This is a genomic window from Plastoroseomonas arctica, assembly GCF_018128965.1.
Lineage (GTDB): Bacteria > Pseudomonadota > Alphaproteobacteria > Acetobacterales > Acetobacteraceae > Plastoroseomonas > Plastoroseomonas arctica.
On record NZ_JAAEDH010000021.1, the window covers coordinates 79927 to 93458 of the forward strand.

Annotated in this window: 13 protein-coding genes and 1 riboswitch; of the genes, 2 read left to right on the top strand and 11 right to left on the bottom strand. The window is 69.4% G+C overall.

All coding sequences use genetic code 11. The features are described from left to right. Positions 1 to 38 precede the first annotated feature (38 nt). From GXW79_RS16955 to hisS, 9 genes are all read right to left on the bottom strand, one after another. On the bottom strand, positions 39 to 749 hold the full coding sequence (locus tag GXW79_RS16955) for an SDR family NAD(P)-dependent oxidoreductase (protein WP_211875625.1): 711 nt from the start codon (positions 747 to 749) through the stop codon (positions 39 to 41). A gap of 87 nt (positions 750 to 836) precedes the next feature. Continuing rightward, entirely contained in the window at positions 837 to 2756 is a 1920-nt protein-coding gene (locus GXW79_RS16960; RefSeq protein WP_211875626.1) for a TonB-dependent receptor plug domain-containing protein, read from the bottom strand. Between the two features lie 137 nt (positions 2757 to 2893). After that, positions 2894 to 3111: riboswitch (cobalamin riboswitch) on the bottom strand. Positions 3112 to 3117: 6 nt separating this feature from the next. Beyond that, positions 3118 to 3738 (bottom strand): exopolysaccharide biosynthesis protein, encoded by a 621-nt coding sequence (locus GXW79_RS16965; RefSeq protein ID WP_211875627.1) that lies wholly within the window; start codon positions 3736 to 3738, stop codon positions 3118 to 3120. Positions 3739 to 3778: 40 nt separating this feature from the next. Beyond that, a complete protein-coding gene (locus GXW79_RS16970; RefSeq protein ID WP_211875628.1) occupies positions 3779 to 4573 on the bottom strand; it encodes an enoyl-CoA hydratase in 795 nt (264 codons plus the stop codon). Between the two features lie 15 nt (positions 4574 to 4588). Beyond that, positions 4589 to 5761 (bottom strand): CaiB/BaiF CoA transferase family protein, encoded by a 1173-nt coding sequence (locus tag GXW79_RS16975; RefSeq protein WP_211875629.1) that lies wholly within the window; start codon positions 5759 to 5761, stop codon positions 4589 to 4591. A 149-nt stretch (positions 5762 to 5910) separates the two neighbouring features. Then, positions 5911 to 6384, bottom strand: coding sequence for a DUF4167 domain-containing protein (locus tag GXW79_RS16980; RefSeq protein WP_246504070.1), 474 nt, complete (start codon positions 6382 to 6384; stop codon positions 5911 to 5913). A gap of 254 nt (positions 6385 to 6638) precedes the next feature. Further along, positions 6639 to 7538 carry a peptide chain release factor N(5)-glutamine methyltransferase gene (prmC, locus tag GXW79_RS16985; protein WP_211875631.1) on the bottom strand — a complete coding sequence of 300 codons (900 nt, stop codon included), beginning with the start codon at positions 7536 to 7538 and terminating at the stop codon, positions 6639 to 6641. After that, positions 7535 to 8590, bottom strand: a complete 1056-nt coding sequence (gene prfA / locus GXW79_RS16990) for a peptide chain release factor 1 (RefSeq protein ID WP_211875632.1) — start codon at positions 8588 to 8590, stop codon at positions 7535 to 7537. The genes prmC and prfA overlap by 4 nt, the downstream gene beginning before the upstream one ends. A 75-nt stretch (positions 8591 to 8665) precedes the next feature. Next, complete coding sequence (gene hisS / locus GXW79_RS16995; RefSeq protein WP_211875633.1) at positions 8666 to 9919, bottom strand: histidine--tRNA ligase; 1254 nt, start codon at positions 9917 to 9919, stop codon at positions 8666 to 8668. Positions 9920 to 10017: 98 nt separating this feature from the next. Here hisS and GXW79_RS17000 point away from each other — a divergent pair, with 98 nt between their 5' ends. Further along, positions 10018 to 11040 (top strand): alpha/beta hydrolase, encoded by a 1023-nt coding sequence (locus GXW79_RS17000; RefSeq protein ID WP_211875634.1) that lies wholly within the window; start codon positions 10018 to 10020, stop codon positions 11038 to 11040. Between the two features lie 211 nt (positions 11041 to 11251). Further along, positions 11252 to 11869 (top strand): hypothetical protein, encoded by a 618-nt coding sequence (locus tag GXW79_RS17005; protein WP_211875635.1) that lies wholly within the window; start codon positions 11252 to 11254, stop codon positions 11867 to 11869. A gap of 10 nt (positions 11870 to 11879) precedes the next feature. On the opposite strand, the gene ispG is transcribed toward GXW79_RS17005, so the two are convergent. Then, a complete protein-coding gene (ispG, locus tag GXW79_RS17010; RefSeq protein ID WP_211875636.1) occupies positions 11880 to 13019 on the bottom strand; it encodes a flavodoxin-dependent (E)-4-hydroxy-3-methylbut-2-enyl-diphosphate synthase in 1140 nt (379 codons plus the stop codon). A 66-nt stretch (positions 13020 to 13085) separates the two neighbouring features. Then, on the bottom strand, positions 13086 to 13532 hold a 447-nt coding region (locus GXW79_RS17015), incomplete at its 5' end, for a DUF4115 domain-containing protein (protein ID WP_211875637.1).

Consider the following 13532-nt stretch of genomic DNA (forward strand, 5'->3'; position numbering starts at 1 on the left):
CCGGCGCGATCGCGGCACGATCCCGCGAGACATCCGGGTCAAAAGCTTTCCTTGAAGGGCCGCAGGTCGAGTTCCTGCGTCCAGGCGGAGCGGTGCTGCAGGTGCAGCTGGGCATAGGCCTCGGCGATGGCGTCGAGGTCGAGCAGCCCATCCTCCCCGGCGGCCGCGACGCGTTCGGGCGCGCGGGAGCGCAGGCGTTCGCCGGCGATGCCGCCATCGATCACGACGTGCGCGACATGGATGCCCTGGGGCCCGAGTTCGCGCGCCATGGACTGGGTGATGGCGCGCAGCCCGGCCTTGGCGGCGGCGAAGGCGGCGAAGCCTGGCCGTCCGCGAAGGCTCGCCGAGGCGCCGGTAAACAGGATGGTCCCGGCGCCGCGCGGCACCATCGCGCGCGCGGCCTCCCGCCCGACAAGGAAGCCGGCGAAGGTGTTGATGCGCCAGGCCGTCTCGAAGGTCTCGGCGTCGAGGTCTCGGATGGGCGCGCGGACGTTCTGCCCGGCGTTGAACACCACCAGTTCGGGGCTCGGCTGCGCAGCGAAGAGGTCGATGATGTCGCCTTCGCTGGTGGCATCCGCGACATGCGCTTCGCCGGTGCCGGGCAGCCCGGCGACAACCTTGGCCAGCCTGTCCGCGCTGCGCCCGACGACGACGATGTGCAGCCCTTCCCGCGCAAACCGCCGCGCGAGCGCCGCCCCAAGCCCGGCCTCCGCCCCCACCCCCACGATGATCGCCGTGCGTCGTTCCATGGTCTGTCCCGCCCTTCTCACCCGCACCAATAGCCAGAAATAAAAGAAGAGGGTCCGGGAGAATTCCTTCTCCCGGCGCTTTCTTCCTCAAAGCGAGATGCGCGTCCCGACCAGCACGCTCCGCCCCGGCACCGCATAGCTGTTCACCGGCTCATACCGCGTATTCCCCAAATTCCGCCCTTCGGCGAAGATCTCCACCCCAGGCTGCACGCGCCACGTCCCGGTGAAGTTCGCCACCGTCCCCGAGGGGTTCACCCCGCGTGTGCCGAACCTGGCCTGCGGCGTGTAGACGAAGTCGTTCTGCGCCCCGGTGAAGCGTGCCTCGGCCGCGAGCGTGACCTGTTCGATCGGCCGCCAGGTGATCCCGCCGGCGATGGTGTTGGAGGGCCGGCGGAGCAGGCGCCGGTCGGTGGTGTCGTCGAAGGCTTCGGTGATGGTCCAGCTTCCGCGCAGTTGCAGGCTCTCGACCGGCATCACGGCGAGGGCGAGTTCCGCGCCGTCGATCCGCGCGCGGGCGATGTTGCGCGAGGTGCCTGGGATGGAGGCGAAGTCGAGGACGATGAGGTCCTTGATGCGGCTGCCGAAGTAGGTACCCGACAGTTCCACCTGAGGTATCGGCCGCCAGGCGAGCCCGGCCTCATAACCGAGCGCGTGTTCCGGCTTGAGGTCGCGGTTGCCGGTGACGAAGGAGGAGACGCCGAAGCGTTCCTCCAGGCTCGGCGCGCGGAAGGCGGTGCCGATGGCGGCATGCGCCCGCAGGCCAAGGGATTCGATGGGAAGCACCGCACCCAGGCGCCAGGTGGTGGCACCCCCGTAATCCTCGGCTTCCTCGTGGCGGAGGGCGGCGGAGAGGTCGAGAAGGTTTGCGACGCGCCCCTCGATGCCGGTGAACAGCGAATAGGCGGTCGCACCCGCGTCGGTGAGCGTCACGCCGCGGCCTTCGCTGCGGCTGGTCTGGCGTTCCACGCCGGCGCCGAAGGAGAAGACGATGTTCGACACGCCGCGAAGCTCCGGCAGACGGATCTGGTTGCCCCATTCGAGGTTGGTGCGGGTGCCCAGGAACAGGGAATAGGGGTTGAAGGGGAACGGGTTGTAGCCGTCCGCGGCGTCGAGGGCGCGGCGGCGCTGTTCGGTGCGCGACAGGCGCAGCCCGGTGGTCCAGGCGCCGTCGAGCAGGCGCGCCTCGCCGCGGATGGAGCCGAGCCAGGCGCGGTCGGAGCCGGTGGCGTTGGGGTCTTCGGCCCCCGCGGCGTCGAACTGGTAGTTGGTCTCGCGGAAGCGCAGCAGCGCTTCGAAGCGCAACGCGTCGGTGGCCTGCCAGCCGAGGCGCAGCGTGCCGACCACGGCGCGGTAGCCGTCGCGTTCGCCGTTGTGGCCGATGATGCGCGGGGCGTTGGCGTCGCTGCCCTGGCTGGAGAAGGTCTGCCCGACGGCGAGGTAGTCGAAGGCGCCGACGGTGCCGGCGAGGCCCGCATTGGCGCGTACCGTGCGGTTGGACCCGCCGGCGAGTTCTCCGAAGGCGGTGGCTTCGCGGTCGGCGGGGGCGCGGCGGGTGACAAGGTTGATGGCACCACCCAGCGCACCCGAGCCGTAGAGCGAGGAGAACGGGCCGCGGATGATCTCGATGCGCTCGATATCGCCGAGCAGGTCCTGGCCGAAATCGAAGGCGCCGGCCGGGGTGGAGGGGTCGTTCACCGGAATGCCGTCGATCAGTACCAGCGTGTGGTTGGAGTTGGTCCCCCGCGTGAAGATGCTGGTCTGCTGCCCCAGGCCACCGGTCGGCGAGATGTTGATGCCGGGCACGGTGAACAGCGCCTCGGCGAGTGACTGGTAGCCGCGCTCCTGGATCTGCTGGCGGGTGATCACCGTGACGCCGGCGGGGACACGTTCGATGGTGGTGGGGGCGGCGGCGGCGCGGACGATGGTGTCCGGCACGGCGGTGGGCGCGGGCTGCGCGTAGGCGGGCAGCGACAGGGCGGTGGTGAGGAGCAGGGCAAGGCGGCGCATCGGAGGATCCCCCGTGGATGCAGGTCAACGACATGACCGAGGGCACGCGCCCCCGGCCGGTGAGCGTCGTTCCCGCATCGGAGGCGCCATTAGGGCGCCTGGGATCCGTGACATGGGTGCACCCCGCCCCAAGCGCGCGAGACAACTCCGCCCTGGCCGGTCTCCTGGCTCGCGGCTCTCGCCCGGCGTTTGCCTGGCATCGCCCGCCCCGCCTTCTCACACCCGGGGGTGCAATGGCGTTGGGGAAGGCATCGCCGCCTACAGTTGCGGGGGCAGCGGCGGTTTCACCCCTGGTGGGGAGCGTTCCGCCTTCCCGTTTCAGCCCTTTCGGGCCACCGAAGCGTGATGGCGGCGTAGCAGGTCAGAACACCCATTGGAAGGCCGCGACGCCAAGCCAGCCAATGGCGATGAGCATGCCGGTGGCAAAGGCGTTGCCCAGGATGGTCAGCGCGATGCCGATGCCGACCGTGCGGTTGTCCGACTCGACGACCCCGAGCGCCATCACCATGGACCCGAACGCCGGCGGCCCATTGGTGCCGGGGCCCGGGAGGATGATCATGATGGCCGCATAGGCGGTCAGCCAGCCGACGACCCGGTCACCGAGATTGCTCACGAACGGCCCGGGGCGCGGGCGGACAAAGCCCTCGATGCGCGCAAGCCAGCGGCTGGAGCCTTGCGCCATGCGCAGGATGTGGCTGCGTTTGAAGTGCTGCCGCGCGACGAAAGCGGGAAATCTCGGCCGGCGCAGCCCGAGCCCCATCTGCACGCCGAGCACCAGGATCGGCAGTCCGAAGACGGTCGCCACGCCAGGCAGGAAGGCCGGCAGGCCGAGCAGCAGGATGAGGATGCCGAAGCCGCGGTCGCCGAGCATGTCCGCGAGGTCGCCGAGGCTTACCTCCTCATTCGGGCAGCGCGCGGCGATATCGTGCAGCAGGCGCGAGATGGGCGCCTGCTGGGTCGTGTCGGCGCCTGTGGCGTCCATGGCACGGCGTCTCCCGGGGAGCGCCGCATATGGGTCGCGCTCAGCGCCCGGTGAAGACGGGCTTGCGCTTTTCCATGAAGGCGCGCCGGCCCTCCGCGTAATCCGCGCTGTCGAAGCAGGCCACCGTCGCAGCGTCGATCGCGGCCATGTCGCGCTTGTCGGGGTCGAAGCCGACCTGCTTCACCGTGCGCTTGTTCGCGCGCAGCGAGAGCGGCGCGTTGACCGCCAGCGTTGCGGTGAGCTTGGCCACCGTCGCGGAGAGCGCCTCGGGTGCGACGACCTTGTTGATCAGGCCGAAATGCAGCGCTTCCTCGGCGGAGAAGCGGTCGCCCGTCATCAGGATCATGTTGGCGTTGGCCGGGCCAACGAGCGAGACGAGCGCCGTCACCATGTCGAAGCCATAGGCGATGCCGAGCTTCGCCGCCGGAATGCCGAATTGACTGTCCGACGAGGCGATGCGGATGTCGCAGGACATCGCGATGCCCAAGCCGCCGCCCATGCAGAAGCCGCGGATTTCGCCGATCACGGGCTTGGGGAAATTCGCCAGCCGCTCGCGGCCATGGCCGGTCTTCTTGCCGTATTCGCGCTGGGCATCCGCATCCGAGCGGTTCTTCTCAAACTGCGAGATGTCGGCACCGCTCACGAAGGCTTTGTCGCCGGCACCGGTCAGCACCACGCAGCGCACCGCCGCATCATGCTCGAATACTTCCAGGGCCGCCGCCATGCCGTCCCACATCGCGATCGACATCGCGTTGCGCTTTTCCGGCTGGTTGAAGGTGATGCGGCCGACGCCATCCGTCGCCTCCGCGATGATCTTCCCGTCTGCGTATTCCATGACTTCTTCTTTCGTTCAGAGGATGGCGTTGCGCGCGCGGAGTGCGGCGATCTCGTCCCGCGTCACGCCGGCTTCGAGGAGGATTTCCTCGGAATGCTGGCCGAGTTTCGGCGGCAGGGAATGCACGCTCGTCTCATGCCCTTCGATGTTGATCGCGCTGTCGACGACATGCGTGTCGCCCATCGGCAGCGCCATGCGCAGATGCTGCACCTGCGGGTCGGCGAAGACCTCGGCGATGTCGTTGACGGGGCCGCAGGGGATGCCCGCTTCCTCCAGCGTGTCGATCCACCATTGCGCGGAGTGCTTCTTCATCTGCTCGGCGATGGCGGCGTTGAGCGCGGGACGGTCGGCGGTGCGCCCCTTGGCCGTCTTCCACTCCTCCTTCTCCAGCCAATCCTCGCGCCCGGCGGCCTTGCAGAACACGGTCCAGAGCTTGGTCGAGGACGCCGCGATGTTCACCAGCTTGTCCGAGGTCTGGAACACGCCCATCGGCGAGTTCACCGGATGGTCGTTGCCGGCCTGGCCCGCGACCTCGCCCGCCATCAGGTAGCGGCTGGCCTGGAAGTCGAGCATGAACACCATGCTCTCGAGCAGCGAGGTGGTGACGTGCTTGCCCTTGCCCGTGGTGACGCGCTCGTACAGCGCCATCATCACGCCGAGTGCGAGCAGGTTGCCCGCGGTGAGGTCGCAGATCGGGATGCCAACGCGCACGGGTCCCTGCCCCGGCAGGCCCGTGATGGACATGAGCCCGGCCATGCCCTGCGCGATCTGGTCGACGCCACCGCGCGTCGAATACGGCCCGGTCTGCCCGAAGCCGGAGATCGAGGCGTAGATCAGCCGCGGGTTGATCGCGCGCAAATCGTCGGGGCCGACCTTGAGGCGATACTTCACCTGCATGCGCATATTCTCGACGACCACGTCGGCCGTCGCGGCCAGCTTGTAGAACGCCGCCAGTCCCGCCTCGTCCTTCAGGTTGAGCGCGATGGAGCGCTTGTTCCGGTGCAGGTTCTGGAAATCATACCCGTCACGCGGATTGCCGAGCGCGTCGTCGCCCGAGGGCGGCTCCACGCGGATTACCTCCGCGCCCCAATCGGCAAGGTGGCGCACGCAGGTCGGGCCGGCACGCGCCAGCGTCAGGTCGAGGACTCGAATGCCGGCGAGCGGCAGCGGCGTGTGTGTGTCGGGCATAGACCAAGCCTAGGACGGTGGCGCGTGGCAGGCCAGACCCGGTCTCAAGCAACCCCGCAAGCGCTGCGCGCCGCCTGCGGTCGCTCGGCTCGCGGGATGACCTGCATGCGCCGGTCCGCGCTGGCGGTCCCCTGCTCAGGCCGAAGGGGCTACTCGCGCTCGCGGCGCTCGTTCGGCTGCAGCTCCGCCTCGAGCTCGGCGTCGAGCGCGTGGCCATTCGCCAGGCCATTCGCCTCGCCCTGCTGCGGCTCGCCGCCCTGCTCCTGGCTTTCGCCGCCCTCGGCATAGGGCTGGTAGCGGCGCTGCTGCTGCGGGCCCTGCGGCGACTGCTGCTGCACCTGGTTCATCGCGTTGATGATGCGGAAGTAATGCTCGGCGTGCTGGAAATAGCTCTCGGCCATCACCCGGTCGCCGCCGCCGGTCGCGTCACGGCCGAGCTGGAGGTACTTCTCGAACAGCTGCTGCGCGGTGCCGCGCATGCGCATGTCAGGGCCCGAGCTGTCGAAGACGTGGTTGCGGTTCATCGGCTGGTTGCCGTTGCCGCCGCCGCCACCGGTGGGCCGGAAATTCCCAGCCCCACCGCCGCCACCGTGCCGGCTCTGCTGCCCGCCACGACCACGCATGCGTTTCATGTTCATTGGTATTGCGTTCGCCGTCTCGTTCTGCCGGCGGTGGCACGCGGGCCCAGGATGCGGGCCGGCGCGCCGCCAGGCGCGGCCATTGCTAGGTCACGGGCCGGTGCTCCGGCGCCGCGGTTGCTGGTGTGCTGCCCAGATCTTCGCGATATCTGGCGCGTCTTTGCGTCATGTGGCGGCTGAAGGGGCCAGCTTGCCCGACCGATCAAATGATCCGTGAGAGCGGCGCCACAAGAGGCACATTACGCGGCGGGGGTCGCGGCGCCAAATTGTTTTTTCACGGGCAGCGCCCGGGCAATGCCGCCGAGGTCGGCCCGCGTCGGCCCGACGTCAAGGCCAAACCCGGCCGCGAGGGCCTCAACCGCCGGTCCCTGCCCCAGCCCAAGCTCCAGGATTGCCACGCCCTGCGGCGCCAGCAGGCTCGGCAATCCGGCAAGAACTGCACGATAGGCGTCCAGCCCGTCGGGGCCGCCATCGAGCGCGGAGGCCGGCTCGAACCGCGCGACCTCGGGCATCAGGCCCGCGATCGCGGCACTTTCGATGTAGGGCGGATTGCACAGCACCAGGTCGAACCGGGCATCCAGCGCGCCCGCCCAGTCACCCACGAGAAACGCCGCCCGAGTCGCAAGGCCGGTGCGCGCGGCGTTCTGCCGCGCCAGCTCGACGGCCGCGGGCACCCGGTCCACGCCGAGGCCCCAGGCATTGGTGTATTCGCTCAGTGCGGCGAGCAGCAGCGCGCCGGTGCCGGTGCCGAGGTCAAGGATCCGCAGCGGCAGCGTGCGGTCCGGGATGGCGAGCAGCGCTGCCTCCACCAGCGTCTCCGAATCGGGGCGCGGGATCAGCGAGGCCGGCGAGACGGCGAGGTCGAGCGTCCAGAAGCCCCGCGAGCCCACCAGGTAGGCGATCGGCTCCCCGGCCAGCCGGCGCTTGAGCAGGGCCGCGAAGCGCGCCGAGGCCTCGGGTGCAACCGCCGCGCGGGCGTCGCGCAGCAATTCCTCCGGTGGCACGCCGATCGCAGCACCCAGCAGCATGCGGGCTTCCTGCCGCGGCGTGGCGACAGAGGCGGCGCGCAGGTGCTGGCCGGCGCGGCACAGATAGAAGCCCACGGTGCCTGCGGGGTCGACGCAGGCATCGGCGGTCATAGCCCGGCCTCGGCCAGCCGCGCGGCCTCGTCCTCCGCCTGGAGCGCCTCGATGATCTCGGAAAGCTCGCCCAGCATCACCCGGTCGATCTTGTGCAGCGTCAGGCCGATGCGGTGGTCCGTCACCCGGCCTTGCGGGAAGTTGTAGGTGCGGATGCGCTCCGACCGGTCGCCGCTGCCGACCTGGGATTTGCGGTCGGCTGAGCGCGTATTCGCCAGCCGCTGCCGCTCCGCCTCGAAGATCTTCGCGCGCAGCAGCTTCATCGCCTTGGCGCGATTCTTGTGCTGCGACCGCTCCTCCTGCATCGCGACCACCGTGTTGGTGGGGATGTGGGTGATGCGCACCGCGGAGTCGGTCTTGTTCACGTGCTGACCGCCGGCGCCGGAGGCCCGGTAGGTGTCGATCCGAAGGTCCGCCTCGTTGATCTGCACATCAACCTCTTCCGCCTCGGGCAGAACCGCTACGGTGACGGTGGAGGTATGGATGCGGCCTTGGGTCTCGGTCGCCGGCACGCGCTGCACCCGGTGCACGCCGCTCTCGAACTTCAACTGCGCGAAGACGCCGCGGCCGGCGATCTCCGCGGTCGCGCCCTTCACGCCGCCGAGGTCGCTCTCGTCATAGTCCAGCACCTCCCACCGCCAGCCGCGCGCTTCCGAGAAACGACGGTAGGCACCGAACAATTCGGCGGCGAAGAGCGCGGCCTCGTCGCCGCCGGCGGCGGGGCGGATTTCCAGGATGGCATTGCGCTCATCGGCGCTGTCACGCGGCAGCAGGGCCACGCGGATCTCGCGCTCCAACGCCGGGACGCTCTGCTTCAGGCCGGCGAGCTCATCCTCCGCGAGGGCGCGCATTTCGGGGTCGGCGAGCATGGCCTCGGCCTCGGAGCGGGCCCGCTCGGCCTCGCGCAGCGCGCCGACCTTTTCGACCAGGGGGGCGATTTCGGAGAGCTCCCGGGAGAGAACGCCGAAGGCGGTGCCGTCGGCTGTCTCCAGCAGGTGACGCAACTCCTGCGCGCGAAAAAGGACGCGATCCAGCTTGTCCGAGAGACTCACGGACGACAGACCGGGGAAAGGAATTTCCCCGGACCCAATACATTTATTTTTGCGACTTGGGGCGGCATCACAGGATCACACAAACCGCGCTGGCAACGCAGCCGCCAGGACACTCTCCTGGGTGCCGGAGTCGAGGTCGCGCAGCTGGACGCGGCCCTCGGCCAGCTCGGCGTCGCCCAGGATCACGGCATAACGGGCCGAGATCTTGTTCGCACGCTCCATCCGGCGCTTGAGATTGCCCTTGTAGGCGATCTCCGCGACCACGCCGGCGGACCGCAATGCCTGCAACACGTCCAGGGCGGCAGCCTCCGCGGCATCGCCCACCGGGATGACGGCGACCGGACGCGGCGCCGCAGGCGCCCCGCCGACTGCCTCCAACAACATCGCCACGCGCTCGATCCCGGCCGCCCAGCCGACCGAAGGCGTCGGCGGGCCACCCATCGCCTCCACCAGGCCATTGTAGCGGCCGCCCGCCATCACAGTGCCCTGGGCGCCGAGGCGCTCCGTCACGAACTCGAACGCGGTGTGGGAGTAGTAGTCGAGGCCCCGCACGATCCGCGGGTTCACCCGGTACGGCACGCCGAGGCGTTCGAGATGCGCGCAGACCGTCTCGAAGAAAACCCGCGCCTCGTCCGTCAGCTGCGCGAAGATGGTGGGCGCATCGGCGACAAGCGCCCGATCCTGCGCTTCCTTGCTGTCCAGGATGCGCATCGGGTTCTTCTCCAGCCGAACCTGGCTCTCGGCCGACAAGGCCTCCCGATGCGCCGAAAAATAAGCGACCAGCGCGGCGCGGTAGGCGTCGCGGGACGGCGCATCGCCCAGCGTGTTCACCTCCAGCACGGTGCCCTCCTCGATGCCGAGTTCGCGCTGGATGTGCCAGCCGCAGGCGATCACCTCGGCATCGGCGAGCGGCTCGGCCGCCCCCAGCACCTCGATCCCGATCTGGTGGAACTGGCGCTGGCGGCCCTTCTGCGGGCGCTCGTAGCGGAACATCGGGCCGGCATAGAACACCTTGCGCGGCAGGTTGCCCTGGGTGAGGCCGTTGCTGACGAAGGCACGGCAGACGCCGGCGGTCCCCTCCGGGCGCAACGTCACGCTTTCGCCGCCGCGATCCTCGAATGTGTACATCTCCTTGGTCACGACGTCGGAGGTGTCGCCCAGGGTGCGGGAGAAGACGCGCGTGTCCTCGAAGATGGGTGTCGCCCATTCGGCGAAGCCATATAGCCGTGCGATGCGGCGCGCCGTGTCGATGACGTGCTGGTGGCGGGCAAAATCCTCGCCGATGAGGTCGTGCGTGCCGCGCGGGGGCTGGAGCTGGTTGGGGGCCATGCAGCGCGGTTTAGGGCGTGGGGGGCGGGGGTTCAAGCATGGCCCTCGCCCTGCGGCGCCATTCCGCATTAGCCTCAAGCTTGGCGGAGGGTCCAGCGATGGCGCTGACGAAAATCTATTTCGCAACCAACCGGGCGGCGATCGGCGACCCTGCCACCAGCTTCGACAACGCGCCGAGCGCCTTCGACGGCCGGGCCGTGCGCTTCGGCACCGCCACCATCGACCCCGCCGACGAGGCGGCCCCGCCGGTGCTGGACGTAGCGCCCGAGCGGCTGACCCCGCTCACGCCCGACGGCTCCATGCGCTTCGGCAGCAAGGAAATCCTGCGCGCGATGCAGACCGCGACGGACGACCCCAGCCGCGAGATCCTATTCTACATCCACGGCTTCCGCACCGAGATGGAGGGCGCGATCCGCACCGCCGCCCGGCTGTCCAACGCGCTCGACTGCACCGTCTTCCTCATCTCCTGGCCATCGGCGGGCGATGTCACCGGCTACCTCGCGGACCGCGGCACGGTGGATGTCTCGGGCGAGGCCATCGGACGCGTCTTCTCCATCTTCCTGCGCTACCTCGCCGACCGCGACGAGGCGGAGAAATGCGACCGGCGCATCAATCTGCTCGCGCACAGCATGGGGAATTATGCGCTCCGTCAGGCGCTGCAATGGGTGCTGCGCTACCGGCATCTGCTGCCGGGCGGGCCGGCCAACCTGCCCTCCATCATCGACCACGTCTTCCTGTGCGCGGCAGACGAGGATGACGACGCGTTGGAACTGCCCGAGAAGCTCAAGCCGCTGGCCGCACTGGCGCGCGACATCACCGTGTACCATTCGCCGCTGGACCTGGCCCTGCAGGTCTCGAACCGGGTGAAGCTGAATCCGTCCCGGCTCGGCACGCGCGGGCCGCAGAACATGCGCGCCACACCCGACAATGTCTTCGCCATCGACGTCTCGCCGGTGCTGCGCGACGATGGCGACCTCGTGGACCACGGCTTCTTCGAGAAGAGCCGCGACGTGGCCGACGACATGCGTCGGGTGATGGCGGACGGGTCGCCCTACAAGATCCCTTATCGGGTCGCGGTGCCGGATGCGCGGCGGTTTCTGCTGAAGAAGCGGAAAGCCTGAATCCAGGGCGCGCTCTCGACGAAACCAGCGGCTCGACGGTCGATTGGCGAAATCGTTACGGCCCAGATGCACAAGACGGGTTGCGTGTTCGCGTCGGAACCGGAACAGTGTGCTCAAGCCCCCACCAACCCGTCATGGTTGTGCCAGCCCCCACCGGCGCGACAGACCAATGCCCCGTCGCGCCTGGCGCGTCGGGAGGAGCGAGACGCGTATGCCTGCCCTGTCCCAGACCATGACCCTGGCGCTGGCCGCCTCGGCCGATCGCCGGCCGGTCTATGTGGCCGCCTGCGTCGGCCGCAGCTTCGCCGCCTTCCACACGCTCATGAAATTCTACACCGTGAGCGATTATCAGAAGAAGCCGAACAAGACCAAAGCGCTGGCCCTGTTCGAGGAGTTCTTCTCCCGCAAGGTCGACTACGACGAGCGCAACAGCGGCCTGCGCGGCAACGGGCCGCGTTTCGAGATGGCGCAATCGCTGCGCGAAGCCATGGGCCGGTTGCAGGTGGAGCAGGAGAAGGCGCGCTCGATGAACGTCGTGATGCGCAAGCTGACCAGCCACGCGCGGGTGCCCTCGGGCCAGTTGTTCAACAACTACCTCACGGCGATGCTGCGCGACGGGCTGGACCGGGCGATCATGCTCGAGCCGCTGCGCGTCGCGCTGGAATCCGCGCCGCAGCAGCCGGTGCCGCTGGCGCCGGGCGACATGTCGCACCTGAAGATCAATGATTCGCACAAGTACAAGGAGCTGGCGGTGGCGCTGCGGGAGGGCGATTTCGACCTCGCGACGCTCGGCATCGACAAGGAAGTCCAGAAGCGCCTGGGGCTCTAGCGGTCCGAAGCTACTCCGCCGCGACCGGCTGGCTCGCCGCCTTGGCCGCCGCCGCGGCAGCCTCGATGGTCTGCGCCTTCGCCTCCACCAGCGCCACGATGTGGTCCACCATGGAGACGCCCTCCACCGTGTGGTCGGTCTTGCCCGCCGCATAGACCATGTGCTTGCCTGCGCCGCCGCCGGTGACGCCCAGATCCGTCATCAGCGCCTCGCCAGGCCCGTTCACCACGCAGCCGATGATGGACAGCGTGATCGGCGTCTCGATATGCGCCAACCGGTCCTCCAGCGCCGCCACCGTGCGGATCACGTCGAACCCCTGCCGCGCGCAGGACGGGCAGGAGATGATCTTCACCCCACGGTGCCGGATGCCGAGCGACTTCAGCATCTCCCACCCGACATGCACCTCCTCGGCCGGCTCCGCGCTTAGGGAGACGCGCAGCGTGTCCCCGATCCCGGCCCAGAGCAGCGACCCCAGCCCGATCGCGGATTTCACCGTGCCGGTGCGCTTTCCGCCCGCTTCGGTGATGCCGATGTGCAGCGGGTGGTCGCAGACCTCGGCCAGCTGCTGGTAGGCGGCGACGGCGAGGAACACGTCGGACGCCTTCACGCTGATCTTGAATTCGTGGAAATCGAGCTCCTGCAGGTGGGCCGCATGCCACAGCGCGGATTCGACCAGCGCCTCGGGGTTGGGCTCGCCGTATTTCTCCAGCAGGTGTCGCTCGAGGCTGCCGGCATTGACGCCGATGCGGATCGAGCAGCCGTAGTCGCGCGCCGCCTGCACGACCTCCTTCACGCGCTCCTTGGAGCCGATATTGCCGGGGTTGATGCGCAGGCAGGCGGCACCCGCCTGCGCCGCCTCGATGGCGCGCTTATAGTGGAAGTGGATATCGGCCACGATCGGGACGTTCACCTCGCGCACGATCTCGGCGAGCGCCGCCGTGGCCTCCTCGGTCGGGCAGGACACGCGCACGATATCGACGCCGGCGATCTCCGAGAGACGGATCTGCGCGATGGTCGCGGCCGCGTCCTCGGTCGGCGTATTGGTCATGGTCTGGACGGTGATCGGCGCGTCGCCGCCCACCGGAACGCGGCCCACCATGATCTGGCGAGACTTGCGGCGGGTGATCTGCTGGTAGGGGCGATAGCTCATGGTCGGGCCTCGTGCCGTGCTCACGCGAATATGGCAGGCCGGGCGCGCAGGCCCAAGGGGTGCGCCTTACTGCGTCGGCGGCGAGGGGGTCGGCACGACGGGGGCGGGCACCGGGCGCGGTGGCGGCGGGGGGGCGGGCAGCGGCCCGGCGCGCAGCCGGTCGGGGTCCATGGGGATGTCGCGGCGCACGCCGATCACGCCGTTCAGCGCGGGCGCGGCATTGCCGTCGACCAGCAGTTCCACCGCATCGGCGCGGCCTAGGGTCAGCATCAGGCCCTCGCGGCCTCCAGGCACGGAAAAGCTTTCGCCGGCGCGCAGCACGCGGTCGGCGATGACGCGGCGCTCGCGCGTGTCGCGTAGCTGCATCCAGCTATCCGCGCGGCTGCGCAGCGTGATCCGCGACGCATCGGCCGCGGGCGGCGCCGGAGGGGTGGCCGGGTTGGTCGCAGCCGGGGCATTCGCGCCGGGCGCGTTCTGTCCGGCCGGCGCCGCGCCCGGGGCCGCGCCGGTGAC